The 25,534-nt window shown below is 70.7% G+C and carries 24 protein-coding genes; 18 read left to right on the top strand and 6 right to left on the bottom strand.

Annotated features, from left to right (window positions below):
* Nucleotides 1-28 precede the first annotated feature (28 nt).
* Together ACZ51I_RS29045 and ACZ51I_RS29040 are read right to left on the bottom strand one after the other, a co-directional pair.
* On the bottom strand, nt 29-1,378 hold the full coding sequence (locus ACZ51I_RS29045) for a D-arabinono-1,4-lactone oxidase (RefSeq protein ID WP_468881658.1): 1,350 nt from the start codon (nt 1,376-1,378) through the stop codon (nt 29-31).
* Nucleotides 1,308-2,579: an MFS transporter gene (locus ACZ51I_RS29040; protein WP_468881655.1), complete on the bottom strand. Its 1,272-nt coding sequence runs from the start codon at nt 2,577-2,579 to the stop codon at nt 1,308-1,310. Before ACZ51I_RS29040 ends, ACZ51I_RS29045 begins: the two co-directional genes overlap by 71 nt.
* A gap of 248 nt (nt 2,580-2,827) precedes the next feature.
* Here ACZ51I_RS29040 and ACZ51I_RS29035 point away from each other — a divergent pair, with 248 nt between their 5' ends.
* Together ACZ51I_RS29035 and ACZ51I_RS29030 are read left to right on the top strand one after the other, a co-directional pair.
* Entirely contained in the window at nt 2,828-3,955 is a 1,128-nt protein-coding gene (locus ACZ51I_RS29035; protein ID WP_468881652.1) for a ferrochelatase, read from the top strand.
* A 9-nt stretch (nt 3,956-3,964) separates the two neighbouring features.
* The gene (locus ACZ51I_RS29030) at nt 3,965-4,774 is read left to right on the top strand and encodes an inositol monophosphatase family protein (RefSeq protein WP_468881649.1); all 810 of its coding nucleotides are present in this window, start codon (nt 3,965-3,967) and stop codon (nt 4,772-4,774) included.
* 156 nt (nt 4,775-4,930) lie between these two features.
* Here the strand turns inward: ACZ51I_RS29030 and ACZ51I_RS29025 are convergent, their stop codons facing one another.
* Nucleotides 4,931-5,104 (bottom strand): hypothetical protein, encoded by a 174-nt coding sequence (locus tag ACZ51I_RS29025; protein WP_468881647.1) that lies wholly within the window; start codon nt 5,102-5,104, stop codon nt 4,931-4,933.
* A gap of 363 nt (nt 5,105-5,467) precedes the next feature.
* Between ACZ51I_RS29025 and ACZ51I_RS29020 the strand changes: the two genes are divergently transcribed.
* The 4 genes from ACZ51I_RS29020 (at nt 5,468) to ACZ51I_RS29005 (ending at nt 9,094) form a co-directional block, all read left to right on the top strand.
* Nucleotides 5,468-6,121, top strand: coding sequence for a response regulator transcription factor (locus ACZ51I_RS29020; RefSeq protein WP_017237674.1), 654 nt, complete (start codon nt 5,468-5,470; stop codon nt 6,119-6,121).
* 4 nt (nt 6,122-6,125) lie between these two features.
* The gene (locus ACZ51I_RS29015) at nt 6,126-7,364 is read left to right on the top strand and encodes a sensor histidine kinase (RefSeq protein WP_468881643.1); all 1,239 of its coding nucleotides are present in this window, start codon (nt 6,126-6,128) and stop codon (nt 7,362-7,364) included.
* A 395-nt stretch (nt 7,365-7,759) separates the two neighbouring features.
* Entirely contained in the window at nt 7,760-8,056 is a 297-nt protein-coding gene (locus ACZ51I_RS29010) for a DUF4193 domain-containing protein (RefSeq protein WP_003955561.1), read from the top strand.
* 12 nt (nt 8,057-8,068) lie between these two features.
* Nucleotides 8,069-9,094, top strand: coding sequence for a hypothetical protein (locus ACZ51I_RS29005; RefSeq protein WP_468881641.1), 1,026 nt, complete (start codon nt 8,069-8,071; stop codon nt 9,092-9,094).
* A gap of 16 nt (nt 9,095-9,110) precedes the next feature.
* Here the strand turns inward: ACZ51I_RS29005 and ACZ51I_RS29000 are convergent, their stop codons facing one another.
* On the bottom strand, nt 9,111-9,602 hold the full coding sequence (locus ACZ51I_RS29000) for a DUF3093 domain-containing protein (protein ID WP_468881639.1): 492 nt from the start codon (nt 9,600-9,602) through the stop codon (nt 9,111-9,113).
* 58 nt (nt 9,603-9,660) lie between these two features.
* Between ACZ51I_RS29000 and ACZ51I_RS28995 the strand changes: the two genes are divergently transcribed.
* The 8 genes from ACZ51I_RS28995 to ACZ51I_RS28960 all read left to right on the top strand — a co-directional run bounded on the left by ACZ51I_RS28995 (nt 9,661) and on the right by ACZ51I_RS28960 (nt 17,169).
* Nucleotides 9,661-10,245 (top strand): PaaI family thioesterase, encoded by a 585-nt coding sequence (locus tag ACZ51I_RS28995; RefSeq protein WP_468881637.1) that lies wholly within the window; start codon nt 9,661-9,663, stop codon nt 10,243-10,245.
* A complete protein-coding gene (dut, locus tag ACZ51I_RS28990; protein ID WP_468881634.1) occupies nt 10,245-10,757 on the top strand; it encodes a dUTP diphosphatase in 513 nt (170 codons plus the stop codon). Before ACZ51I_RS28995 ends, dut begins: the two co-directional genes overlap by 1 nt.
* Nucleotide 10,758: 1 nt before the next feature.
* Complete coding sequence (locus ACZ51I_RS28985; protein WP_468881632.1) at nt 10,759-11,520, top strand: DUF3710 domain-containing protein; 762 nt, start codon at nt 10,759-10,761, stop codon at nt 11,518-11,520.
* 250 nt (nt 11,521-11,770) lie between these two features.
* On the top strand, nt 11,771-12,499 hold the full coding sequence (locus ACZ51I_RS28980) for an ABC transporter ATP-binding protein (protein WP_468881629.1): 729 nt from the start codon (nt 11,771-11,773) through the stop codon (nt 12,497-12,499).
* Nucleotides 12,500-12,606: 107 nt separating this feature from the next.
* Nucleotides 12,607-15,153, top strand: a complete 2,547-nt coding sequence (locus tag ACZ51I_RS28975) for a DUF4118 domain-containing protein (protein WP_468881627.1) — start codon at nt 12,607-12,609, stop codon at nt 15,151-15,153.
* Nucleotides 15,154-15,261: 108 nt separating this feature from the next.
* Entirely contained in the window at nt 15,262-15,948 is a 687-nt protein-coding gene (locus tag ACZ51I_RS28970) for a response regulator (RefSeq protein WP_468881625.1), read from the top strand.
* Between the two features lie 69 nt (nt 15,949-16,017).
* Nucleotides 16,018-16,416 carry an OB-fold nucleic acid binding domain-containing protein gene (locus ACZ51I_RS28965; RefSeq protein WP_468881623.1) on the top strand — a complete coding sequence of 133 codons (399 nt, stop codon included), beginning with the start codon at nt 16,018-16,020 and terminating at the stop codon, nt 16,414-16,416.
* A 3-nt stretch (nt 16,417-16,419) separates the two neighbouring features.
* A complete protein-coding gene (locus ACZ51I_RS28960) occupies nt 16,420-17,169 on the top strand; it encodes a DUF3159 domain-containing protein (protein ID WP_468881621.1) in 750 nt (249 codons plus the stop codon).
* A 98-nt stretch (nt 17,170-17,267) separates the two neighbouring features.
* Here ACZ51I_RS28960 and ACZ51I_RS28955 read toward each other — a convergent pair whose 3' ends face one another.
* Both ACZ51I_RS28955 and ACZ51I_RS28950 read right to left on the bottom strand, forming a co-directional pair.
* Nucleotides 17,268-17,945: a potassium channel family protein gene (locus ACZ51I_RS28955; RefSeq protein WP_468881619.1), complete on the bottom strand. Its 678-nt coding sequence runs from the start codon at nt 17,943-17,945 to the stop codon at nt 17,268-17,270.
* Complete coding sequence (locus ACZ51I_RS28950) at nt 17,945-18,613, bottom strand: potassium channel family protein (protein ID WP_177151612.1); 669 nt, start codon at nt 18,611-18,613, stop codon at nt 17,945-17,947. The genes ACZ51I_RS28955 and ACZ51I_RS28950 overlap by 1 nt, the downstream gene beginning before the upstream one ends.
* A 235-nt stretch (nt 18,614-18,848) precedes the next feature.
* Here ACZ51I_RS28950 and ACZ51I_RS28945 point away from each other — a divergent pair, with 235 nt between their 5' ends.
* The 4 genes from ACZ51I_RS28945 (at nt 18,849) to ACZ51I_RS28930 (ending at nt 25,534) form a co-directional block, all read left to right on the top strand.
* A complete protein-coding gene (locus tag ACZ51I_RS28945; protein ID WP_468881616.1) occupies nt 18,849-20,900 on the top strand; it encodes an APC family permease in 2,052 nt (683 codons plus the stop codon).
* 73 nt (nt 20,901-20,973) lie between these two features.
* Nucleotides 20,974-22,302, top strand: coding sequence for a class I SAM-dependent RNA methyltransferase (locus tag ACZ51I_RS28940; protein WP_468881613.1), 1,329 nt, complete (start codon nt 20,974-20,976; stop codon nt 22,300-22,302).
* A 495-nt stretch (nt 22,303-22,797) separates the two neighbouring features.
* A complete protein-coding gene (locus tag ACZ51I_RS28935; protein ID WP_468881611.1) occupies nt 22,798-24,312 on the top strand; it encodes a type I restriction-modification system subunit M in 1,515 nt (504 codons plus the stop codon).
* Nucleotides 24,305-25,534 (top strand): restriction endonuclease subunit S, encoded by a 1,230-nt coding sequence (locus tag ACZ51I_RS28930; RefSeq protein WP_468881609.1) that lies wholly within the window; start codon nt 24,305-24,307, stop codon nt 25,532-25,534. The genes ACZ51I_RS28935 and ACZ51I_RS28930 overlap by 8 nt, the downstream gene beginning before the upstream one ends.

Here is a 25,534-nt window from a genome sequence, read left to right as displayed (position 1 = left end):
GGCGATTGCCCGACTGCCCGACTGACCGTCAGTCGCCCAGGACCCGCCGCAGGTAGTCGTTGGCGAACAGCCGGTCCGGGTCGAGCCGGTCGCGCAGCGCCGTGAACTCGGCGAAGCGCGGGTAGACCTCGGAGAAGTAGGCGGCGTCGCGGGTGTGGACCTTGCCCCAGTGGGGGCGGCCCCCGTGCGCCGTCATGATGCGCTCCACCGCGGTGAAGTACCCGTGGTGGGGCGTCCCCTTGTAGAGGTGGACGGCGATGTACGCGGTCTCCCGCCCCGAGGCCGTGGACAGCGCGATGTCGTCCGCCGGGGCCGTGCGCACCTCCACCGGGAAGCTCACCTTGAGCGGTGAGCGCTCGACCATCGCCTTGACCTCGCGCAGCGCGGCGACCGCCGCCTCACGCGGAAGGGCGTACTCCATCTCCAGGAAGCGGACCCGGCGCGGCGAGGTGAAGACCTTGTACGGGATGTCGGTGTACGTGCGGGCCGACAGGGCCCGGCTGGAGACCTTGGCGAGCGACGGGATGACCGGCGGCACCGCGCGGCCCAGCGAGCAGGCGAGCTGGAAGACCCCGTTGGAGAGGAGCTCGTCCTCGATCCAGCCGCTGATCCGTCCGGGGGGCGCGGCGGGGCCGGCGCTGCGGTTGTTGCGCTTGGTGTTGCAGTTGTCCGTGTGGGGGAACCAGTAGAACTCGAAGTGCTCGTTCTCCGCGTGCAGCGCGTCGAACTCCGAGGTGACCCGGTCGAAGGCCATCGGTTCCTCGCGTGCGGTGAGCAGGAAGACCGGCTCCACCGCGAAGGTGATCGCCGTGATCACGCCAAGGGCGCCGAGCCCGATCCTGGCGGCCGCGAAGACCTCCGGATTCTCCTTCTCCGAGCAGGTGAGCAGCTCTCCCGAGGCCGTCACCAGCTCCAGCTCGCGGATCTGCGCGGCTATGGACGCCGACTCGCGGCCCGTGCCGTGCGTGCCGGTGGAGGTGGCGCCGGCGACGGTCTGCTCCATGATGTCGCCCATGTTCGTGAGCGACAGGCCCTCCCTGGCCAGCGCCACGTTGAGCCGTTTCAGCGGCGTGCCCGACTCGACCGTCACGGTCATCGCCTCGCGGTCGATGCGCCGGATCCCGGTCAGCAGCCCCGGCCGGATCAGTACGCCGTCGGTGGCCGCGATCGAGGTGAAGGAGTGGCCGGTGCCGACCGTCTTGACCCGCAGCCCGTCCTCGGCCGCGCGGCGCACCGCCTCGGCGAGCTCCTCGGCCGAGGCCGGGCTCACCTCCCGCACCGGGCGGGAGGTCACGGTCCCCGCCCAGTTACGCCACGGGCTGTTCGCCGTCCCGGCGCTCCCCGACCCCGCTGTCCCCGCTGCTGCCGTCCTGCTCACGCTGCCCCTCCCGGTTCGGAGCCGGCCTGCGCAGCCGGCGGTGTCCGAGGAGACCCACCGCGACCGCGAGCGCGCCCGAGACGACGGGCACCACGTACCCCGCCTCTGCCCCCGACGCGTCGACCACCCAGCCGGCGGCCGAGGAGCCGAGCGCCACGCCGACCGCGAGCCCGGTACCCGTCCAGGTCATGCCCTCGGTCAGCTTGGTGCGCGGTACGTGCGCTTCGACGAGGGCCATCGTGGTCACCATCGTCGGTGCGATGGACAGGCCCGCGACAAAGAGCGCCACGGCCAGCAACGGCAAGTTCCCGGCCAGTAGGAGGGGGATCATACTCACGGCCATCGCGCAGATGCCCAGAAGCCACCTGCGGGACGGCTCTCCCTTGAGGTGGAGCAGCCCGAAGACGGCGCCGGCCACACCGGAGCCCAGCGCGTAGACGGCGAGGACGAGACTCGCGGAGGCCTTGTGGCCCTGCTCCTCGGCGAAGGCCACGGTCACCACGTCCACCGAGCCGAAGATGGCGCCGGTGGCGACGAAGGCGAGGGCGAGCACCTGGAGGCCGGGGGAGCGGAGCGCCGAGACACCCCGGGCGCCCCGCTGGGGATGGGGAACCGGCTCGGTGGCGCGCTGCGAGGTCAGCCAGAAGACGCCGACGGCCAGGAACGCCCCGGCGAACATCGGACCGGCCTCGGGGAACCAGGCGGTCGACAGACCGATCGAGAGGATCGGCCCGACGATGAAGCACACCTCGTCGACGATCGACTCCCAGGAGTACGCGGTGTGCAGGCGCCGTCCCTCGCCCCGGTAGATCTCCGCCCAGCGGGCGCGGGTCATCGCGCCGACGCTCGGCACGCAGCCGATGACGGCGGTGAAGACGAAGAGGGTCCAGTCCGGTGCCTGCTGCTGCACGCAGAGGAGGAGCCCGGTGGCCGCGGCGAGCGCGACCAGCGTGACCGGGCGGAGCACGGTGCGCTGTCCGTGCCGGTCGACCAGGCGCGAGACCAGGGGACCGAGGACCGCGGCGGACATCGCGAGTGTCGCCGACAGCGCGCCCGCGAGGCCGTACCGCCCTGTGACCTGCGAAATCATGGTCACGATGCCGATGCCCATCATGGACAGCGGCATCCGGCCGAGGAACCCCGCGACAGAGAACGAAGCGGTTCCGGGCGCCGCGAAGATCGCGCGGTAGGGACTGGGCAAGAGAGGTCCTTGGTCAACACGTGTAATTAATAGCTAAAGCCTACGGTGTTGAAGTCGATCGGTCATCCTCATTTTTCGGCCGAACGGCCCGGCGGACAACTCGGCGAGCGGCCCGGCACGGCCCGGCGAACGGCCCCGCGCCGTCCGGCGCGCGGCCCGGCGGACTTCCCGGCGCACGGGTGTGCGGACGACGGGCCACGGAAGGGCCGCGCCCTTCGCCGTCAGAGGCGGGTGGGAGGATCGGTGCCATGTCCGATCAGCACGATCCCGCCCCGTACGACGCCCTGCTGCTGCTCTCCTTCGGCGGCCCGGAGGGCCCGGACGACGTGGTCCCGTTCCTGGAGAACGTGACACGCGGCCGCGGCATCCCGAAGGAACGGCTCAAGGAAGTGGGGCAGCACTACTTCCTCTTCGGCGGCGTCTCCCCGATCAACGACCAGAACCGCGCGCTCCTCGCCGCGCTGCGGACGGACTTCGAGCAGGCCGGACTCGACCTGCCGGTCTACTGGGGAAACCGGAACTGGGCGCCGTACCTCACCGACACCCTGCGCGAGATGGTCACCGACGGGCGCCGCCACATCGCCGTCCTCACCACCAGCGCGTACGCCTCCTACTCCGGCTGCCGCCAGTACCGTGAGAACCTCGCCGACGCGCTCGCCACCCTGGAGGCGGAGGGGCTCCCGCTGCCCCGGGTCGACAAGCTCCGGCACTACTTCAACCACCCCGGCTTCGTCGGGCCCATGGTCGAGGGCGTCCTCGCCTCCCTCGCCGAGCTCGACCCGTCCGTGCGGGACGGCGCCCACCTCGCCTTCACCACCCACTCCATCCCCGACTCCGCCGCCGACACCTCCGGCCCCGCCACCGAGCACGGCGGGGGCGGGGCCTATGTGCGCCAGCACCTCGACGTGGCACGCGTCATCGCCGACGCGGTCCGCGAGGAGACCGGGATCGACCACCCCTGGCAGCTCGTCTACCAGTCCCGCAGCGGCGCCCCCCACATCCCGTGGCTGGAACCCGACATCTGCGACCACCTGGAGGCCCTCCACGGCGCCGGCGTGCCCGCAGCCGTCATGGTCCCGATCGGCTTCGTCTCCGACCACATGGAGGTCCTCTACGACCTCGACACGGAGGCCACCGCCAAGGCGGCCGAGCTCGGCCTGCCCGTCCGGCGCTCGGCGACCGTCGGCGCCGACCCGCGCTTCGCCGCCGCCGTCCGCGAGCTCGTCCTGGAGCGCGCCGCGAGCGAGCGGGGGACCAGGGCCGAGCGGTGCGCCCTCGGCGCCCTCGGCGCCTCCCACGACCTCTGTCCCATCGGCTGCTGCCCGTCCAGGGCCGAGCGGCCCGCCGCCGCCGGCGCCGACAGCCCCTACGCCTGAGGAGCCCGCGTGACCGTCGTTCCCGACCCCCTGCTCACCGAACTGCACGACCTCGCCCTGGAGGCCGCCCAGCGGGCCGGAGCGCTGCTGCGCGACGGCCGGCCCCACGACCTGGCCGTGGCGTCGACCAAGTCGAGCCCCATCGACGTGGTCACCGAGATGGACATCGCCGCCGAGAAGCTGATCACCGGCTTCCTCGCCGAGCACCGCCCGCAGGACGGCTTCCTCGGCGAGGAAGGCGCGTCGAGCCCCGGGACGAGTGGGATCCGCTGGGTGATCGACCCGCTCGACGGCACCGTGAACTACCTGTACGGCCTCCCCACCTGGGCGGTGTCCATCGCCGCCGAACGGGACGGCGAGACCGTCGTCGGCGTGGTCGAGGCGCCGATGCGCGGCGAGACGTACCGGGCCGTCCTCGGCGGCGGCGCCTACGCGGGGGAGCGGCGGCTCGCCGTCCGCCCCTCGCCCCCGCTCGACCAGGCCCTGCTCGGCACGGGCTTCGGGTACATCCAGTCCCGCCGCGCCCACCAGGCCGACGTGGCCCAGCGGGTCATCCCGCGCGTCCGCGACATCCGCCGGGGCGGCTCGGCCGCCATCGACCTCTGCGACGTCGCCGCCGGCCGCCTCGACGCGTACTACGAGCGCGGGCTCAACCCCTGGGACCTCGCGGCGGGCGCGCTCATCGCCCGCGAGGCGGGCGGCCTCACGGGCGGCCGCCCCGGGGAGCCGGAGTCGGGAGAGCTGACCCTGGCGGCCTCCCCGGGCCTCTTCGGGCCCCTCCAGGAACTCCTGGAGGAGCTGGGGGCCTGGCACGACTGAGGCTGGAGACGGACGCACGTGGGCCCCGGTGCCGGGACGGCGCCGGGGCCCACGCGTGCGTACGGGTCGAACGGTCCACAGGCCGGTCGGACGGCCTCCGGGTGAGACGGTGCGGGTCGGATGTGTCCGGGGAGGACCGTGGCCGGGTGGGACGGGTCAGACGACCGGCGTGGCGACCTCCACGCCGTACTCGGCGGCCAGCCGGTGCAGGTCCTCCAGCTCCGCCTGCTCCACCTCCGCCAGGTAGTCGTCGCCCGTCTCACGGGCCCGCGTGAGGTCCGTCTGCGTGGTCCTGATGCGGTGCAGCAGTCCTGCGGTGAAAGCGTCCATCGTGCGCCCCCTCCTCGTGGGTCCGGTGGCACGGGGCTGTGCCGAGGGTGGGTGGATCACACACTGCGAACTCTGGGGGACAGAGAGCGGTAGGTGGCGCGCCACATACAGGGCGTGATCACGGGGTGTGCAGTCGTCCTCCCCACCCCCTTCCTCACAGAAACCTCAACTGGCCGGTGAATCCGGTGAATTCTTCGCTCCGAACCGCACCCCCAGCCCCGCGCCCCCGGCCGCTCCCGGCCCCGCGCCGCCGTCTTACAGCCGGTTTACGCGCGTACGGGGCAGGATGGGCACGCACAGTCAGTGCTCAGGTTTCAGCCGGTCCCCACCCCGGACAGCGGCTCAACGGGAAGGATGTACGACGTGCGCGTACTCGTCGTCGAGGACGAGCAGTTGCTCGCCGATGCGGTGGCCACCGGACTGCGCCGGGAGGCCATGGCCGTCGACGTCGTGTACGACGGCGCCGCCGCTCTGGAGCGCGTCGGAGTCAACGACTACGACGTCGTCGTCCTCGACCGGGACCTCCCGCTCGTCCACGGCGACGACGTCTGCCGCAAGATCGTCGAACTCGGCATGCCCACCCGCGTCCTGATGCTCACCGCCTCCGGCGACGTCAGCGACCGCGTCGAGGGACTGGAGCTCGGGGCGGACGACTATCTCCCCAAGCCCTTCGCCTTCACCGAGCTCACCGCGCGCGTGCGCGCCCTGGGCCGCCGGACCACCGTCCCGCTCCCGCCCGTCCTGGAGCGCGCCGGCATCAAGCTCGACCCCAACCGCCGCGAGGTCTTCCGCGAGGGCAAGGAGGTCCAGCTCGCCCCGAAGGAGTTCGCCGTCCTGGAGGTCCTCATGCGCAGCGAGGGCGCCGTCGTGTCGGCCGAGCAGCTCCTGGAGAAGGCCTGGGACGAGAACACCGACCCGTTCACCAACGTCGTGCGCGTCACCGTCATGACCCTCCGGCGCAAACTCGGCGAGCCGCCGGTCATCGTCACCGTCCCCGGCTCCGGGTACCGGATCTGACGCGATGGCCACGACTCCCGCGCCCCACCCCCACGCGCCACCGAAACCGACCTGGGACCCCCGGGACCCCGTCCGGCCGCTGCTGCGCCCCACCATCCGCATACGGCTCACGCTGCTGTACGGCGGGATGTTCCTGATCGCCGGCATCCTGCTGCTGTCGATCATCTACCTCTTCACCGCCCAGGCGCTCAGCGACAGCACCTCCCAGCTGCCCTTCAAGGTCGTCAACGGCACGGTCCAGCCCACCGCCTCCTCGTGCCAGCTGCCCCAGTCGCCCACCGGCGACCAGCTCAACGACGCCGTCACGCTCTGCCTGCGCCACCAGAGCGACATCGCCCTGAACGACCTCCTGCGCCGGTCCCTCTTCGCCCTGCTCGGCCTGAGCATCATCGCCTTCGCCTTCGGCTACGCCATGGCGGGACGGGTGCTCTCCCCGCTCGGCCGGATCACCCGGACCGCACGCCAGGTGGCCGGCTCCGACCTGTCCCGGCGGATCGAGCTGGACGGCCCGGACGACGAGCTCAAAGAGCTCGCCGACACCTTCGACGAGATGCTCGACCGCCTGGAGCGGGCCTTCACCGCCCAGCAGCGGTTCGTCGCGAACGCCTCGCACGAGCTGCGGACCCCGCTCGCGATCAACCGCACCCTCCTGGAGGTTCACCTCTCGGACCCCGGGGCGCCGGTGGAACTCCAGCAGCTCGGCAAGACCCTGCTCGCCACCAACGAGCGCAGCGAACAGCTGGTCGAGGGCCTGCTGCTGCTGGCCCGGAGCGACAACCAGATCATCGAGCGCAAACCCGTCGACCTGGCCGAGGTCGCCGAGCGAGGCGTCGACCAGGTGCACGCCGAGGCCGAGGCCAAGGGCGTGGAGATCCGGGGCGTACGCGCGCCGGCCGTCGTCCAGGGCAATGGCGTGCTGCTCGAACGGATCGCGCTGAACCTGCTCCAGAACGCCGTGCGGTACAACGTGCCGGAGGGCGGCTGGGTGGAGGTCACCACCGAGGCCAAGGACGGCCAGGCGGTCCTGGTCGTCTCGAACACCGGCCCCGTGGTCCCCGGGTACGAGATCGACAACCTCTTCGAGCCGTTCAGAAGGCTCCGGCAGGAGCGGACCGGCAGCGACAAGGGGGTCGGTCTCGGCCTGTCGATCGCCCGGTCCGTGGCTCGTGCCCACGGCGGCCGTATCATCGCGGAGCCACGCGAGGGCGGCGGGCTCGTGATGCGCGTCACTCTGCCGATCTGACACACTGCACGAGCCGACCGGTTCCGTTCGCTTTGCGCGGAATTCCGGGTCCCTGATCCTGAGACGCTCATGTGTGATCGATCACAGGGGGGGTGTCGGGCCCTCCACTCTCCGTGACCGTGAAATCCCTCCGAAAACCAGGAAAAGTCCGGGTTTCCGGGGCCCGGAATGACGGGAAGTACACGGGGTGGCGCCTGCGAGGGCCGCCCGGAGGGCCGTGTACGGTCCGGTTCGCCACCCGAAGCCGATCACTTACGAGAGCGCGCGACGGGTGTCGATTGAGTAACAGACCTTGATGTGAGGCAAAATCTCCGCCTCAGGTCGGGCACAAGTCCGACCTCTCACGCGTTACGTGCGCTGGAGACACCGCAACCAACCCAGAGGGGGAGAGCGACATGGCAACGGATTACGACACCCCACGCAAGACCGACGACGACGTCGACTCGGACAGCCTTGAAGAACTGAAGGCCCGCCGGAACGACAAGTCGACCTCGACCGTCGACGTCGACGAGTTCGAGGCCGCCGAAGGCCTGGAGCTTCCCGGCGCCGACCTCTCGAACGAGGAGCTGGCCGTCCGGGTCCTGCCGAAGCAGGCCGACGAGTTCACCTGCATGAGCTGCTTCCTCGTGCACCACCGCAGCCAGCTGGCCCGGGAGAAGAACGGCCAGCCGATCTGCCGCGACTGCGACTGAGACAGGTCGGCCGTGGCAGGCGACACACCGTCCCGGAAGCGGCGTCTGCGACTTCCCCGGAAGTCGGAGACGTACAAGGGCGGCTCAGGCCCGGCGGAGGGTGCCCAGGAGGCCCCTGACGCCGAGCACGGAGCCTCCCTGCCCTCCCTCGGCGCACGTGACGACGAGCGGGGCCTCCCGGCCTCGCTCGAGGCGGTCATCGAGGTCGCCGAGACGGATCCCGCGGGCCCACCCGCGGAGCCGGGAGAGCGCGGAGCGCGGCAGGGCGGACGTCTTGGCGCCGTCAGGCGGCTGGCCAACCCCGCGCGGGCCCAGCTCGACCGGATCCGGATCGACTCCGACCGGATCGACGCCGTCCGGCGCGGCGTCACGCACGGCGTGAAGCGTGGCGGAGACAGCGCCAGGGCCGGCCTCGGACACCTCGCCGACCGCTTGATCGAACTCGCCCCGCGGATCCCCGTCCGCGACCTGGCGACCCTGCGCAGGCAGTTCCCCGGGCTCGGCCCCGAGGAGCTCGCCGACAAACTCGTCGCCGGAGCGGCCAACGCGAGCTCGACCGTGGGTGCGGGCGTCGGCGCCGCCGCCATGCTCCCCGTGGCCCCGGCCATGCCGGCCGAACTGGCCGCGGAGATCACCGGCGTCGCCGCCGTGGAGATCAAGCTCATCGCCGAACTGCACGAGGTCTACGGTCTGCGGCCCCCCGGCCGGCTCACCCAGCGCTCGGTGGCCTACCTGACCGCCTGGGCCGAGGAACGGGGCATCGACCCCACCAAGCCCACCACGGTCAACGCCGCGCTCAGTGGCCCGCTCAAGCGCGAACTGCGCCTGCAGATCACGAAACGCATGATGCGCAACCTGCCGAACCTCATGCCCTTCATGGTGGGCGCCGCCGTCGGCGCCGTCATGAACCGGCGCGACACCAAGAAACTCGCCGCGCACATCCGCGCGGACCTCCGACGCCGCCAGATCCCCTGGGACAGCCTTCCGGAGCTGCCCCCGCTGGAGCAGCCCGAGAACCCCAAGGAGCTGGGCTTCTAGCCCCCGCGCGCACCGGTCAGGCGCGCTCCGCCTCCAGGGCCGCGACCAGTGCCTCCGGCTCGCGGCTCGAGAGGTACACGTACGGCGTCGGGTCGGCCGGGTCCGTCACCTCGATCCGCACCGCCCCCGGCACGTAGCTGCGCATCAGCATGAAGGCGCGCGGGTCCGCCTTGTGGGTGCGCCAGGCGCGCGCCTCCTCCGCGTCGAGCGCCTCGGCAGTCCCGAGCGCCGTGACCGGGATCCGGGCGTCGCCCGCCACCAGCGAACCGGCCACCACCCGGATCCGGGCGGAGCCGTACGAGGAGACCGCCGCCCCGGCGAGCACCGCCGCGCCGATCAGGCCGCCCAGCATGGGGACCGTGCCCAGCGGGAACAGGATCAGGCCGCCGGAGAGACCGAGCAGACCCACGATCAGCCACCACGAGCGGGGCGCCGTCAGCCGCTCGTCGAAACGCGGCGCGGCGGAGGGCACGGGGGAGGGGGCCGGGGACGATGCGGAAGGCTGCATGTGTCCAAGCTTGGCACGGCGCGACCCGCGCCCACCCGCGCGGGTAAGGTCTGCGGCTGTGACTGCAACATCTGCCGCCCTCACCCCGCCGGCCGACGCCATACCGCCGGTACGCCACCCCGACGCGCCGGCCCCCGGCGAGCCGCTCGGCGCGCACTACGCGTACTGCTTCGGGTGCGGCGGCGGGCAGCCCCACGGCCTCCACCTGGAAGCGCGCGCGGGCGAGGGCGTGACCGTCACCGCCGAGTTCACGGTCACCGCCGACCACCAGGGCGCCCCCGGCCTCGCGCACGGCGGCGTGCTCGCCACCGCGCTCGACGAGACCCTCGGCTCCCTGAACTGGCTGCTGCGCGTCATCGCCGTGACCGGCCGCCTGGAGACCGACTTCGTCCGGCCCGTCCCGGTCGGCACGGTCCTCCACCTGGAGGCCGCCGTCACCGCCGTGCACGGCCGCAAGATCTACTCGACCGCCGTCGGACGGATCGGCGGGCCCGAGGGCCCCGTCGCCGTCCGCGCCGACGCCCTCTTCATCGAGGTCAAGGTCGACCACTTCATCGACAACGGCCGCCCGGAGGAGATCCAGGCCGCCATGTCCGACCCCGACCAGGTCCGGCGCGCCCGCGCCTTCGAGGTGAACCCCTGATGCGCAACCCTGTCGACGTACTGATCCGCCGAGTGGACCCGGACGTGCCGCTCCCGGCCTACGGGCATCCCGGCGACGCCGGGGCCGACCTCGTGACCACCGAGGCCGCCGTGCTGGCCCCCGGGGAGCGCGCCGTGCTGCCCACCGGGGTCTCCATCGCCCTGCCGGACGGGTACGCGGCCTTCGTGCACCCGCGCTCCGGTCTCGCCGCCCGCTGCGGAGTGGCGCTCGTGAATGCCCCGGGGACGGTGGATGCCGGGTACCGTGGAGAGATCAAGGTGATCGTGGTCAATCTCGACCCGCGCGAGGACGTGCGGTTCGAACGATTCGATCGGATTGCCCAACTTGTCGTCCAGCAGGTCGAGAAGGTGCGCTTCCACGAGGTGGCGGAACTTCCCGGTTCGGCGCGGGCCGAGGGGGGCTTCGGGTCCACCGGCGGTCACGCCGCCGTGGACGGCACTACGGGTGGGAATCGATACGCTTCGGTCGTATCCGACCGGGAAGGACAGTGACGTGTTCGGACGTCGCAAGAAGAGCGGTGCCGCCGAGGACGCGGCGGGCGAGGCCGAGCAGGTCGTCGACGCGGTGGAGGGCGAGGACGCGGCCGAGGCGCCGCGCCGCGTGAACCTTCCGCCGGCGCCCCGGCCCGACGGGCCCTGGGACATCTCCGAGGTCGCCAAGCCCGACGAGGGCCGGGTGGACCTCGGCGGGATCTTCGTGCCCGGAGTCGAGGGCATGGAGCTGCGGGTGGAGGTGGCGGGCGACGCGATCGTCGCGGCCACCGTCGTCCTGCGCGACAGCGCCGTACAGCTGCAGGCCTTCGCCGCGCCCAAGAACGAGGGCATCTGGGGCGAGGTCCGCGACGAGATCGCGACCGGCATCGTCCAGCAGGGCGGGGTCATCGACGAGGTCGAGGGCCCGCTCGGCTGGGAGCTGCGGGCCCAGGTCCCGGTGCAGCTGCCGGACGGTAACCGCGGTGTGCAGCTGGTCCGCTTCGTGGGCGTCGACGGGCCCCGCTGGTTCCTGCGCGGAGTGATCTCCGGGCAGGGCGCGGTCCAGCCCGAGGCCGCCGGCCTCCTGGAGCAGATCGTCCGGGACACCGTGGTCGTCCGCGGTGAGGGCCCGATGGCCCCGCGCGACCCGATCGTCCTCAAGCTGCCGAACGACGCGCAGATGGTGCCGGACGCCGTGCAGCAGGAGGACCAGGAGAACTCCCGCTTCTCCGGCGGCATGGGGCAGCTCCAGCGCGGCCCGGAGATCTCCGAGATCCGCTGAACCCCGGCGGGGCCGCCGCTTCGGGGGCCCGGCCGAAGCCTGACCGCCGTCTCGGCGGCCCGGCCGAACGCGTCGGCCCGCTTCGGGCGGTCCGGCGTGCTCGAGGCATGGCCGGTGGGCCGCTTCCCGCACCTCCAGGGCGGGACGCGGCCCACCGTGCGTTTTCCACAGGTCCGGAACAGGGCCCTGGCCTCGGACCGGGCCGCGGACCATACTGGCGGCGCAGAGGTTCGAGGAGGGGGAGCACCGCGTGAGCGAGAGCAGCAGCAGGTCCGCCACGGCCGTCGTCGAGGACCCGGCCGGACCGCCGATGGTCCGCGTCGAGGGCCTGCGCCGCTCGTACGGCACGGGCGAGGCCGCCGTCCACGCGCTGCGCGGCGTCTCCTTCGACATCCCCCGCGGCGAGCTCGTCGCGCTCAAGGGCCGCTCGGGTTCCGGCAAGACGACCCTGCTCAACCTCGTCGGCGGGCTCGACACCGCCGACGGAGGCCGGATCGTCATCGACGGCACCGACCTCTCCACGCTCGGCGAGAAAGGCCTCCTGGAGCTGCGCCGCGACCGGATCGGCTTCATCTTCCAGTCCTTCGGGCTGCTCCCGATCCTCTCCGCCGCCGAGAACGTGGGCGTGCCCCTGCGGCTGCGCAAGGCGGACCCCAGGGAGCGCGAGGAGCGGGTCGCCCTGATGCTCGGACTGGTCGGCCTCGCCGACCACGCGAACCAGCGGCCGGGCGAGCTCTCCGGCGGCCAGCAGCAACGCGTCGCCATCGCCCGCGCCCTCGCCAACAAGCCGGCGCTGCTCATAGCCGACGAGCCCACGGGCCAGCTGGACGCGGAGACCGGCCTCGCCGTCATGCAGCTGCTGCGCGCGGTGGTGCGCAGCGAGGGCTGCACGGCCCTGGTCGCCACCCACGACCCTCAGCTCCTCGGTCTGGCGGACCGGGTCCTGGAGCTGAGCGACGGCGAGATCATCGAACACTGAACCGACCGCCGAGGAGGTCCCGGGACGACATCAGGATGACGTCAATACCGCCCCGGGGTTCCTCCCGCGTGCGGAATGTCCGATTGGCTGGACGTATGGTCGAGCCCATGGGACGCGGCAAGCTTCGGATCTACCTCGGCTCTGCGCCGGGCGTGGGCAAGACCTACGCGATGCTCGCCGAGAGCCACCGCAGGGTGGAGCGCGGCACGGACTGCGTCGTCGCCTTCGTGGAGCACCACGGACGCCCGCGTACGGAGGTCATGCTGCGGGGCCTGGAGCAGGTGCCGCGCCGCACCCTGGAGTACCGGGGGGCGGTCTTCGCCGAGATGGACGTCGACGCCGTCCTCGCCCGCCGCCCCGCGGTCGCCCTCGTCGACGAGCTCGCCCACACGAACGTGCCGGGCTCACGCAACCCCAAGCGATGGCAGGACGTCGCCGAACTCCTCGCGGCCGGCATCGACGTCGTGTCGACGGTCAACATCCAGCACCTGGAGTCCCTTGGCGACGTCGTCGAAGCGATCACCGGGGTACGGCAGCGGGAGACCGTCCCCGACGAGATGGTGCGCCGGGCGGACCAGATCGAGCTGGTCGACATGTCCCCGGAGGCGCTGCGGCGCCGGATGGCCCACGGCAACGTCCACACCTCGGACAAGGTCGACGCCGCCCTCTCCAACTACTTCCGCCCCGGCAACCTCACGGCCCTGCGCGAGCTCGCCCTGCTCTGGACCGCCGACCGGGTCGACGAGTACCTCCGGCAGTACCGCGGCGAGCACGACATCCGCTCCACCTGGCAGGCCAGGGAGCGCATCGTCGTCGGACTGACCGGCGGTCCCGAGGGCCGCACCCTCATACGGCGCGCCACGCGGCTCGCCGAGAAGGGCGCCGGTGGCGAGGTCCTCGCCGTCTACATAGCCCGCAGCGACGGACTCACCGCGGCCTCCCCGAAGGAGCTGGCCGTCCAGCGCACCCTCGTCGAGGACCTCGGCGGGACCTTCCACCACGTCATCGGCGACGACATACCCTCCGCGCTCCTCGAATTCGCCCGCGGGGTCAACGCCACCCAGATCGTCCTCGGCTCCAGCCGCCGCCCGACCTGGCAGTACATCCTCGGCCCCGGCGTCGGCCAGACGGTGGCCCGCGACTCCGGGCCCGACCTCGACGTCCACATCGTCACCCACGACGAGGTCGCCAAGGGCCGGGGCCTGCCGGTTTCCCGCGGGGCCCGCCTCGGCCGCCCCCGGATCCTCGGCGGCTGGCTGGCCGGCGTCGCGGGTCCGGTCGGGCTGGCTCTGCTCCTCACGCACGTCGACGCCGATCTCGGTCTCGCCAACGACATGCTGCTCTTCCTCGCCCTGACCGTGGCCGCCGCGCTGCTCGGCGGATTCCTGCCGGCGCTCGCCTCGGCCGCCGCCGGATCCCTCCTCCTCAACTGGTTCTTCACCCCGCCGGTCCACCGGCTGACCATCGCCGACCCCCTGAACATCGTCGCCATCGCCGTCTTCCTCGGCGTCGCGATGTCGGTCGCCTCCGTGGTCGACCTGGCCGCCCGGCGCACGCACCAGGCCGCCCGGCTGCGCGCCGAGTCCGAGGTGCTGTCCTACCTCGCCGGCAGTGTGCTGCGCGGCGAGACGAGCCTGGACGCCCTCCTGGAACGGGTCCGCGAGACGTTCTCCATGGAGTCGGTGGCCCTCCTGGAGCGCGCGGACGGGGCCGAGCCGTGGACGCGGGCGGCGAGCGTGGGTCCCCACCCGGCGGCGCGGCCGGAGGACGCGGACGTGGACATGCCCGTCGGCGACCACCTGGCCCTCGCCCTGACGGGCCGGGTGCTGCCCGCCGAGGACCGGCGGGTGCTCGGCGCCTTCGCCGCCCAGGCCGCCGTCGTCCTCGACCGGCAGCGGCTCGTCGGCGAGGCGGAGGAGGCCCGGAAGCTGGCCGAGGGCAACAAGATCCGTACGGCCCTGCTCGCCGCCGTCAGCCACGATCTGCGGACCCCGCTCGCGAGCATCAAGGCGTCCGTCTCCTCCCTCCGCTCCGACGACGTCGAATGGTCCGAGCAGGACCGGGCCGAGCTCCTGGAGGGCATCGAGGCCGGCGCCGACCGCCTCGACCACCTCGTGGGCAACCTCCTCGACATGTCCCGCCTCCAGACCGGCACCGTCACGCCCCTGATCCGCACCGTCGACCTCGACGAGGTCGTCCCCATGGCCCTCGGGGGAGTACCGGACGGCAGCGCCGAGCTCGACATCCCCGAGTCGCTGCCCATGGTCGAGGTAGACAAGGGCCTCCTGGAGCGGGCCGTCGCCAACATCGTGGAGAACGCCGTGAAGTACAGCCCCGGGGGCGCGCCCGTCGCCGTCGCCGCCAGCGCCCTGGGCGACCGGGTCGAGCTGCGCGTCGTGGACCGCGGTCCCGGCGTCCCCGACGCGGCCAAGGACGGCATCTTCGAGCCCTTCCAGCGCTTCGGCGACGCCCCGCGCGGCTCCGGCGTCGGGCTCGGCCTCGCGGTCGCCCGCGGCTTCGCCGAGGCCATGGGCGGAACCCTCGGCGCCGAGGACACGCCCGGCGGCGGCCTCACCATGGTCCTCACCCTGCGGGCCGCGCCCGGCGGACCCCGGACCCCGGCCGCCGACCTCCCGGCCCACGCCGGGACCTGACAGCCGGGCCGTCCCCGCACCCCGCCCCGTACCTCGGCCCCGTACCTCGTTCCGTCCCCGTCCCCCGTCCCGTACAGCAGAGCCCCCAGCAGAAGGAAGGCCCCCTCCATGACCCGGGTCCTCGTCGTCGACGACGAGCCGCAGATCGTCCGCGCCCTGGTGATCAACCTGAAGGCGCGGAAGTACGAGGTCGACGCCGCGCCGGACGGCGCCACCGCCCTCCGGCTCGCCGCCGAACGCCACCCCGACGTCGTCGTCCTCGACCTCGGACTGCCCGACATGGACGGCGTCGAGGTCATCAGGGGCCTGCGCGGCTGGACCAGGGTGCCGATCCTCGTCCTGTCCGCCCGGCAGACCTCCGACGAGAAGGTCGAGGCGCTCGACGCGGGCGCCGACGACTACGTCACCAAGCCCTTCGGCATGGACGAACTGCTCGCCCGGCTGCGCGCGGCCGTGCGCCGCGCCGAGCCCGTCGGCGGCGCCGAGGACGGGGTCGTCGTGGTCGAGACCGAGGGCTTCACCGTCGACCTGGCGGCGAAGAAGGTGCACCGCGACGGGCGCGACGTCCGGCTCACCCCCACCGAATGGCACCTCCTGGAGGTCCTCGTCCGCAACAGCGGCCGGCTCGTCAGCCAGAAGCAGCTGCTCCAGGAGGTCTGGGGGCCGTCGTACGGCACGGAGACCAACTACCTCCGGGTGTACATGGCGCAGCTCCGCCGCAAGCTGGAGACCGACCCCTCCCACCCGCGCCATTTCGTCACCGAACCGGGCATGGGGTACCGCTTCGAACGCTGAAACGGGAGCCGTGCGGACGGGTGGTCCGGGGCCGCCTCCGGTGACACCGGTGGCCGGTACGCTTTCTGTATGAGTGCTGCACCGCGTACAGAGAAGCCGGCCGGACGGTTCCGCCGGATGCTCGACCGGCTCTCGTCCTCCGTGGAGGACCTGGAGTCGGAGGAGCTCCAGGAGGACGCCGAGGCCTCGGGGTGCACGCGTATCTGCGACTGCTCCGACCGCCAGATAGTCAAGGTGACTGGTACCTTGCGCACGGTCACGCTGCGTCCCCGGGCCGGTGTGCCCGCGCTGGAGGCCGAACTCTTCGACGGTTCGGCACCGCTCGACGTCGTGTGGCTCGGCCGGCGCTCCATCGTGGGCATCGAGCCCGGCCGCAAGCTGATCGCCTCCGGCCGGATCTCCATGAGCCACGGCCGGCGGGTCCTCTTCAACCCCAAATACGAGCTCCGACCGCTCGGACAGGAGTAGCCGGTGACGTCCCTCGACAAGCCGACCGAGGCCAAGTCGACCCCGGACCAGGACGCCCAGGCGGACAAGGCGGTGACCGAGGCCGCGCTCTTCGAGGCCTTCGGCGGCCTGCGGGGCATGATCGAGACGGTCCTGCCCGGCCTGCTGTTCGTCACGATCTTCACGATCAACAAGAACCTGCACGTGTCGGCGATCGCCGCGCTCGGGGTCTCGCTGGTCCTGGTGGCCGTCCGGCTGATCCGCCGGGACACCGTCAAGCACGCCTTCAGCGGTGTCTTCGGCGTCGCGTTCGGCGTGGTCTTCGCGATGATGACGGGCAACGCCAAGGACTTCTACCTGCCGGGCATGCTGTACACCCTGGGCCTCGCCCTGGCGTACATCATCACCGCGCTCGCCGGAGTGCCCCTGATCGGCCTGATCCTCGGCCCGGTCTTCAAGGAGAACCTCTCCTGGCGCACCCGCAACCCGGGCCGCAAGAAGGCCTACACGAAGGCCAGCTGGGCCTGGGGCCTGATTCTGCTCGGCAAGTGCGCGATCCTCTTCCCGATGTACTGGTGGGCCGACACCACCAAGTTCGGCTGGGTGCTCGTCGCCCTCAAGATCCCGCCGTTCCTGCTCGCGGTCTACCTCACCTGGGTGTTCCTCGCCAAGGCGCCGGCGCCGATCGACGTCTTCGCCGAGATGGAGGCCGAGGAGCGCGCCGAGAAGGAGCGCAAGGCGGCGGCCGCCGCGCAGCGGCACCCGGAGGCCTGAGCCGGCGCGCGGAAGGCCCGGCGGCCTGGTCCTGAGCCGGTACGCGGAAGGGCCCGGAACCCCTCAAGGTCCCGGGCCCTTCCGCGTACCACGCCCGATCAGGACTCGGGGATCTCCCGGCGGACCTGGAGAAGGTCCTCCAGCTGCTCCTCGCGGGCCTGCGCGGCCACGAACAGCAGCTCGTCGCCGGCCTCCAGGGTCTCCTCGGGGCTCGGCGTCAGCACCCGCGACCCGCGGATGATCGTCACCAGCGAGGTGTCCTGCGGCCAGGCCACGTCCCCGACGGCGGTACCGGCGACCGCCGACTCCGGCGGGAGCGTCAGCTCGACCAGGTTCGCGTCGCCGTGGCTGAAGCGGAGCAGCCGGACCAGGTCGCCGACGCTCACCGCCTCCTCGACCAGGGCGGACATCAGGCGCGGCGTGGAGACGGCCACGTCGACGCCCCAGGCCTCGTTGAACAGCCACTCGTTCTTCGGGTTGTTGACCCGGGCGACCACGCGCGGCACGCCGTACTCGGTCTTGGCGAGCAGCGAGACGACCAGGTTCACCTTGTCGTCACCGGTCGCCGCGATCACCACGTTGCAGCGCTGCAGCGCCGCCTCGTCCAGGGAGGTGATCTCGCAGGCGTCGGCCAGCAGCCACTCGGCCTGCGGCACCCGCTCCACCGAGATGGCGGTCGGCGCCTTGTCGACCAGCAGGACCTCGTGCCCGTTCTCCAGGAGCTCGCCCGCGATGGACCGGCCCACCGCACCCGCGCCCGCAATAGCGACACGCATCAGTGACCGCCCTCCTCGGGACCCTCGGCGAAGGCCGCCTCGACCTTCGCGATCTCGTCCGTACGCATCATCACGTGCACCAGGTCACCTTCCTGGAGCACCGTCTGCGAGGTCGGCAGAACCGCTTCGCCCAGTCGGGTGAGGAACGCGACACGGACGCCGGTCTCCTCCTGGAGCCGGCTCACCTTGTGGCCGATCCACGCCGGGGAGGTGTGCACCTCGGCGAGCTGCACGCCACCGCTCGGGTCACGCCACAGCGGCTCCGCGCCCGAGGGCAGCAGCCGGCGGAGCATCTGGTCGGCGGTCCAGCGGACCGTCGCGACCGTCGGGATCCCGAGGCGCTGGTAGACCTCGGCGCGCCGCGGGTCGTAGATCCGCGCCGCCACGTTCTCGATGCCGAACATCTCGCGGGCGACCCGCGCCGCGATGATGTTGGAGTTGTCGCCGCTGCTCACCGCGGCGAAGGCACCGGCCTCTTCGATCCCGGCCTCGCGCAGCGTGTCCTGGTCGAAGCCCACGCCCGTGACGCGCCGGCCCCCGAAGCCCGAGCCCAGACGGCGGAAAGCCGTCGGGTCCTGGTCCACGACGGCGACGGTGTGCCCCTGCTGCTCGAGGGTCTGCGCGAGAGCGGCTCCCACTCGCCCGCAGCCCATGATGACGATGTGCACGTCCCCTTACCCCGCACTCCTGATCGCCTTGCTGACCTGCGAAAACACCCTGCTCACAACTTTCCTCGCCCGATCGGCCCGGGCCGCGGCGGGCGACGCCCTGACGGGTCGCCCGGTCCGAGCTTAAGCGGCAACGCTGGCGGGGACCGCATCCGAGGTGGTACTCAGGGAGATTCGGTGCTGTTCGGGGGTGCCGGTAGCGCGTGGCTCTTTTCGAACGCTTACGATCCTCTCCGTGTCCAAACTGACCGACGTGCCCAAACGGATCCTGATCGGGCGGGCCCTGCGCAGCGACAAGCTGGGAGAGACCCTCCTCCCGAAGCGGATCGCCCTCCCCGTCTTCGCCTCCGACCCGCTGTCCTCGGTGGCGTACGCACCAGGCGAGGTGCTGCTCGTCCTCTCCGTCGCCGGCCTGTCGGCCTACCACTTCAGCCCGTGGATCGCGCTCGCGGTCGTCGTCCTGATGTTCACGGTGGTCGCGTCGTACCGGCAGAACGTGCACGCGTACCCGAGCGGCGGCGGTGACTACGAGGTCGCCACCACCAACCTCGGGCCGAAGGCCGGACTCACCGTCGCGAGCGCCCTGCTCGTCGACTACGTCCTGACCGTCGCCGTGTCGATCGCCTCCGGCATCGAGAACCTCGGCTCGGCGGTCCCCTTCGTCGTCGAGCACAAGGTCGCCTCGGCCGTGGCCGTGATCCTGCTGCTCACCCTGATGAACCTGCGCGGGGTGAAGGAGTCGGGCAGTCTCTTCGCCATCCCGACGTACGTCTTCGTCGCCGGCGTCTTCATCATGATCATCTGGGGTGCCTACAAGGGGCTCGTCCTCGACGAGACCATGAAGGCCCCCACCGCCGACTTCGAGATCAAGGCCGAGCACCAGGGCCTGGCCGGTTTCGCACTGGTCTTCCTGCTGCTCCGCGCGTTCTCCTCCGGTTGTGCGGCCCTCACCGGCGTCGAGGCCATCTCCAACGGCGTCCCCGCCTTCCGCAAGCCGAAGTCGAAGAACGCCGCCACCACGCTGGCGCTCATGGGCGGCCTGGCCGTCACCATGTTCTGCGGGATCATCTTCCTGGCCATGGCCACCGACGTCCGGATGGCCGAGAAGCCCGCCCACGACCTGCTGCGCGACGGCGTCCCGGTCGGCGAGAGCTACGTCCAGGACCCGGTCATCTCGCAGGTCGCGGCCGCCGTCTTCGGCGACGGAACGTTCTTCTTCGTCGTCCTCGCCGCCGCCACCGCGCTCGTCCTCTTCCTGGCCGCCAACACCGCGTACAACGGCTTCCCGCTCCTCGGCTCGATCCTCGCCCAGGACCGCTACCTGCCGCGCCAGCTGCACACCCGCGGCGACCGTCTCACCTTCTCCAACGGCATCGTGCTCCTCGCCGGCGCCGCCGCCCTCCTCGTCTGGATCTACGGAGCCGACTCCACCCGGCTGATCCAGCTCTACATCGTCGGCGTCTTCGTCTCCTTCACCCTGAGCCAGATCGGCATGGTCCGGCACTGGAACCGGCACCTGACGGCGGAGCGCGACCCGGCCAACCGCCGCCACATGATCCGCTCCCGCGCGATCAACGCCTTCGGCGCCTTCTTCACCGGGCTCGTCCTCGTCGTCGTCCTCGCCACCAAGTTCACCCACGGCGCCTGGGTCGCCCTGCTCGGCATGGTGATCTTCTACGGGACGATGACCGCGATCCGTAAGCACTACGACTCCGTGGCCGAGGAGATCGCCGCCGCCGAGGAGCGCCCCGACGAGTACGTGCGGCCCTCCCGCGTCCGCTCGGTCGTGCTCGTCTCCAAGCTCCACAAGCCGACGCTGCGCGCCCTGGCCTACGCCAAGCTGCTGCACGCCAGCGAGCTGGAGGCGCTCACCGTGAGCGTCGACCCGGCCGAGACCAGGGCGCTCAAGGAGGAGTGGGAGCGGCGCGGCATCAACGTACCGCTCAAGATCCTCGACTCGCCGTACCGCGAGATCACCCGGCCGGTCGTCGAGTACGTGAAGAGCATCCGCCGCGAGAGCCCGCGCGACGCCGTCTCCGTCTACATCCCGGAGTACGTCGTCGGCCACTGGTACGAGCACCTGCTCCACAACCAGAGCGCCCTGCGCCTCAAGGGCCGCCTCCTCTTCACGCCCGGCGTGATGGTGACCTCGGTCCCGTACCAGCTCCAGTCCTCCGAGGCCGCGAAGAAGCGGGCCAGGAAGCGCCAGGAGTGGAACGCGCCGGGCTCGGTCCGCCGCGGCCCCGTGGAGAAGCGCCAGAAGGAACCGGCCGCGAAGAACAACTGAAAAAGAAGAACTAGACTGGTGGGCTGCCGTGTGAACGGCAGCCCACTCTCTTCTCTCCCTGGAGTCCCCGCTCATGCAGAACACCCCTGTTACGTCGCTGGTCGGGGCGGAGTACGAGGTAGAGGTCGGCCCGGTCGCCCACGGCGGCCACTGCATCGCCCGTACGGAGGCGGGCCGGGTCCTCTTCGTCCGCCACGCGCTGCCGGGCGAGCGGGTCCGGGTGCGGGTCACCGAGGGCGAGGAGACCTCCCGCTTCCTGCGCGCGGACGCGATCGAGATCCTGGACGCGTCCAAGGACCGCGTCGAAGCGCCCTGCCCCTTCGCGGGCCCCGGCAAGTGCGGCGGCTGCGACTGGCAGCACGCCAAGCCCGGCGCCCAGCGCCGCCTGAAGGGCGAGGTCATCGCGGAGCAGCTCCAGCGCCTGGCCGGACTCACCCCGGAGGAGGCCGGCTGGGACGGCACGGTCATGCCGGCCGAGGGCGACAAGCTTCCCGCGGGCGAGGTGCCGCAGTGGCGCACCCGCGTCCAGTACGCCGTCGACGCCGAGGGCCACGCGGGCCTGCGCAAGCACCGCTCCCACGAGGTCGAGGTCATCGACCACTGCATGATCGCCGCCGAGGGCGTCTCGGAACTCGGCATCGAGAAGCGTGACTGGCCGGGCATGGCGGCGATCGAGGCCATCGCGGCCTCGGGCTCGAACGACCGCCAGGTCATCCTCACCCCCCGCCCGGGCGCCCGTCTCCCCCTGGTGGAGCTCGACAAGCCGGTCTCCGTGATGCGCGTCGACGAGAAGGACGGCGGAGTCCACCGCGTCCACGGCCGCGCCTTCGTCCGCGAGCGCGCCGACGACCGCACCTACCGCGTCGGCAACGGTGGCTTCTGGCAGGTCCACCCGAAGGCCGCGCAGACCCTGATGCTCGCCGTCATGCAGGGCCTGACCCCCCGCAAGGGCGAGACGGCCCTCGACCTCTACTGCGGCGTCGGCCTCTTCGCGGGCGCCCTCGCCGACCGCGTCGGCGACCAGGGCGCGGTCCTCGGCATCGAGTCCGGCAAGCGCGCGGTCGAGGACGCCCGCCACAACCTGGCCGCCTTCCCGCGCGTCCGCATCGAACAGGGCAAGGTCGAGTCGGTCCTCCCGCGCACCGGCATCACCGAGGTCGACCTCATCGTCCTGGACCCGCCCCGCGCGGGCGCCGGCAAGCAGACCGTCCACCACCTGGCAAGCCTGGGCGCCCGCCGCATCGCCTACGTCGCCTGCGACCCGGCAGCCCTGGCCCGAGACCTCGCCTACTTCGCGGACCGCGGCTACCGAGTACGCACGCTGCGCGCGTTCGACCTTTTCCCGATGACCCACCATGTCGAGTGCGTCGCGATCCTTGAGCCCACCGAAAAGGGCCGCTGACCTGCGACTTTGCCGAGTGTGCGTTACGGGCGTTACGGGCGTTATCTTGACGCATATCTGACGCACGTGACGCACGTTTGACGCATGCACTGCCCGTTACCTGACGGGTCGTCGCACGGGGTGTGAGTCTGCCGGGAAGGGCACTCGCCCATGTGGGGGTGGTCTCCGCGGTGGGGTGGTGAGGCCGGCTGGTGAGCGGTTGGTCGGCCCCGCCCCTTCGCTTCTCGGCCGTGACGTTCTGTGATGCTGGGGCGGGTGTCGGACGGATGGCTTGTCAGGAGTTGTGTCCGAGGAAGGGCGTCAAGTCGTCTGCTTCTGGTGCGGGGATGTCGAACGGCCGGGACGGTGTGCTTAGCGGCCGCAATCACGCTCGGTTCGGCGCTTGGGTGACGGTCATCGTCTGAAGGTCGCCGTTGCCTGCCGTATCGGACTCCCGAAATGTCAGTGCCCTCCTTCATAATCGGGGCACCGTCTTCAACGAAGGACCTCACCTCTGTGACGATCACCCAGCACGAGCTCGAGTCCCGGCTGTGGGACGCCGCGAACGCGCTCCGCGGCCCCGTCGACCCCGCTGACTTCAAGACCTATGTCTTCCCAATGCTGTTCTGGAAGTGGATCAGTGACACCTGGGTCCACGAGCACGACGCGGCGTTCGATAAGTACGGCGAGGACCTCGATGACGAGATTGAGGCCGAATTTCACCGGTTCGAGCTGCCTGAGGGCACGCTGTGGAGCGAGGTCACTGGGAAGGTCACCAACCTCGGTGCGGAGATCGCGAAGACCTTCCAGCGGATCGAAATGGCCAACCCCCGCTCGCTCGCTGGCGTCTTCGGCGACGCCTCGTGGGGCAACCAGGAGCGCATCCCGGAGTCGACCTTGCTGGGGCTCATCCGAGCGTTCAACAAGATCAGGCTAGATCCGTCGACGGTCTCGCACGACCTGCTCGGCGCGGGCTATGAGTACTTGCTGAAGAATTTCGCCGACGAGTCGGGCAAGAAGGCCGGCGAGTTCTTCACCCCCCGCGAGGTCGTGAACCTGCTCGTCGGGATCCTCCAACCGCAGCCGGGCGAGTCCGTCTACGACCCGTCTTGCGGCTCCGGGGGGATGCTTGTCGCGACGATCAACCAGCTGCGCGAGTCAGGCAAGGACCACCGCACGCTCAGGGCGTATGGCCAGGAGATCAACCTGACAACGGCCTCAATCGCCCGGATGAACCTGTTCCTGCACGAGATCGAGGACTTCGACATCAAGCGCGGAGACACCCTTCGGGCTCCGGCGTTCAAGGCCCCTAGCGGTGCTGTCCGCCAGTTCGACACCGTGATCGCCAATCCGCCCTTTTCACTGGCGAATTGGGGAGCGGATCGCTGGGCATCTGACCCGCGGGCAATCTGCGGTGTGCCGCCGGCGAAGAGCGGTGACTACGCTTTCGTCCAGCACATGGTCTCGTCGATGAAACCTGTATCTGGCCGAGTCGGTGTGGTGATGTCCCATGGCGTGCTGTTCCGCGGAGGCGCGGAGGCGAAGATCCGCCGGGGTCTCATCGAGAAGGACCTTCTGGAAGCCGTTGTCGGGCTGCCGCCCAATCTCTTCTACTCGACCTCGATCCCGGCGTGCCTGCTGATCTTCCGCAACCAGAAGAGCGCCGAACGCAAGCAGCATGTGCTCTTCGTCGATGGCTCGGCGCGGTTCGTTAAGGGAAAGAACCAGAACCTGATGTCCGAGGAGGACGTCAGGGTTCTTATCGAGGCGTACCAGACAGGTAAGGACCCAGATGGTGAGGGCGGTGCAAATGTCCGACTGGTGCCGTTCGAGGAGATCGAGCAGAACGGCTTCGACCTGAACATCGGCCGCTATATCAGGGTTGCTGCCGAAGAGACTGCCGATCTGGGTGCAGCGCTTGTCGCGTATGCCGATGCTCGTCAGCACCGGATGGAGACCGAGGCTGTCATGTTCGAACGCCTTGCCACGGCTGGCATCGACCTGAGCATGTTCGAGGCGCCCGATGAGTAAGTGGAAAACTATTCAGGCCGGGGCTGTCGCCACGCAACGCAAGGACGTGGTGGTGCTTGAGCCTGGTGTTGAGTACCGGACGATGGGTGTGCGTTGGTACGGCAAGGGAGCGTACGATCGAGGCATTGGAAGCACCGAAACCATCAAGGCCAAGCGCCTGTTCCGGGCGCACGAGGGTGACTTCGTCTTCAACCGAATCGACACGCAGAACGGGGCTTTCGACGTCGTTCCAGCCGAACTCCATGGCGCCCTTGCGACCAATGAGTTTCCCCTCTATGTCCCAGATCCAGATCGGCTCCTTCCTCGTTTTCTCCTCCTCTACTTCCAGCAGCGATCGGTACTCGGGCAGATCGACACTATGCGCGCCGGTAGCGAAGGAAGGTCACGCTGGAAGGAGGCCGATTTCGAGGCGTGGAGAATCCCTCTACCGTCTCTGACCGAGCAGCGCCGTATCGTCGATGCCGCATCAGCGCTGGACGCGCAGATTGAGGCACTGGAGGCGGAGGCTGACGCGGGGCACAATTACTGCTCGATTCAGCGGTCCCAACTCGTATCCACGCCTGAGGGGCGGGAGGGAACGCCCCTTGGGGAGGTTATGGAAGTCCATCACGGGTGGGCCTTTCCAGCTTCTGGGTGCCGTCCGCCGCTTGGTGACGGGACTCCGCGCCTGATCCGAATCGGCGACTTTGCCCGTAACCGTAGAAGTCACTTCGATCCTGGCCGGTCGGATGAATTCACAGGAGATTACCCGGAAAGGTTTCTCCTGTCGGCAGGAGACTTGCTTGTGGTTATGACCTGCCAGACTCCCGACGGTGCCATCCTGGGATGGCCGATGCGCGTCCCTCCAGCCGGCGGCCCTTATCTCCATAACCAGCGGATCGGCCGAGTGGAGGTGACCGCCGCTGACCGGATCGACCTCCGATACGCATACCACATCTTTCGGTCGGACCATCTGAATAGAGCGCTTTGTGTAACGGCGGCGGGAACCAAGGTGCTGCACACGTCTCCGACGAAGATCCTCGAAGTTCCCGTATTCCTTCCGCCCCTCGACGAGCAGAAACGGGTCGCCGATGCGCTAGATGCGCTCGACGAAAACGTTCAGCAGTGCGAAACCGAGCTGGCTCACCTCCGCTCGTTCCGCTCCGCGCTCCTGACTTCCTTGCTCAACCAGGAAATCGAGATTTCCGAGTCCTACGACGAGCTACTCGAGGAGGTGTCCTGA

The organism is Streptomyces sp. NPDC034084 (assembly GCF_055575535.1).
The sequence above is the reverse complement of the archived record's forward strand: the minus strand, read 5'-3'. Positions and strand labels throughout refer to the sequence as shown.

What these genes read in the sequence shown, in the direction of transcription:
- ACZ51I_RS28930 (WP_468881609.1), top strand. Translation starts at nt 24,305, where the DNA reads ATGAGTAAGTGGAAAACTATTCAGGCCGGGGCTGTCGCCACGCAACGC.
- ACZ51I_RS29035 (WP_468881652.1), top strand. Translation starts at nt 2,828, where the DNA reads ATGTCCGATCAGCACGATCCCGCCCCGTACGACGCCCTGCTGCTGCTC.
- ACZ51I_RS29015 (WP_468881643.1), top strand. Translation starts at nt 6,126, where the DNA reads ATGGCCACGACTCCCGCGCCCCACCCCCACGCGCCACCGAAACCGACC.
- ACZ51I_RS29025 (WP_468881647.1), bottom strand. Translation starts at nt 5,104, where the DNA reads ATGGACGCTTTCACCGCAGGACTGCTGCACCGCATCAGGACCACGCAG.
- ACZ51I_RS28965 (WP_468881623.1), top strand. Translation starts at nt 16,018, where the DNA reads ATGAGTGCTGCACCGCGTACAGAGAAGCCGGCCGGACGGTTCCGCCGG.
- ACZ51I_RS28970 (WP_468881625.1), top strand. Translation starts at nt 15,262, where the DNA reads ATGACCCGGGTCCTCGTCGTCGACGACGAGCCGCAGATCGTCCGCGCC.
- ACZ51I_RS28940 (WP_468881613.1), top strand. Translation starts at nt 20,974, where the DNA reads ATGCAGAACACCCCTGTTACGTCGCTGGTCGGGGCGGAGTACGAGGTA.
- ACZ51I_RS28975 (WP_468881627.1), top strand. Translation starts at nt 12,607, where the DNA reads ATGGGACGCGGCAAGCTTCGGATCTACCTCGGCTCTGCGCCGGGCGTG.
- dut (WP_468881634.1), top strand. Translation starts at nt 10,245, where the DNA reads ATGCGCAACCCTGTCGACGTACTGATCCGCCGAGTGGACCCGGACGTG.
- ACZ51I_RS28955 (WP_468881619.1), bottom strand. Translation starts at nt 17,945, where the DNA reads ATGCGTGTCGCTATTGCGGGCGCGGGTGCGGTGGGCCGGTCCATCGCG.
- ACZ51I_RS29000 (WP_468881639.1), bottom strand. Translation starts at nt 9,602, where the DNA reads ATGCAGCCTTCCGCATCGTCCCCGGCCCCCTCCCCCGTGCCCTCCGCC.
- ACZ51I_RS29010 (WP_003955561.1), top strand. Translation starts at nt 7,760, where the DNA reads ATGGCAACGGATTACGACACCCCACGCAAGACCGACGACGACGTCGAC.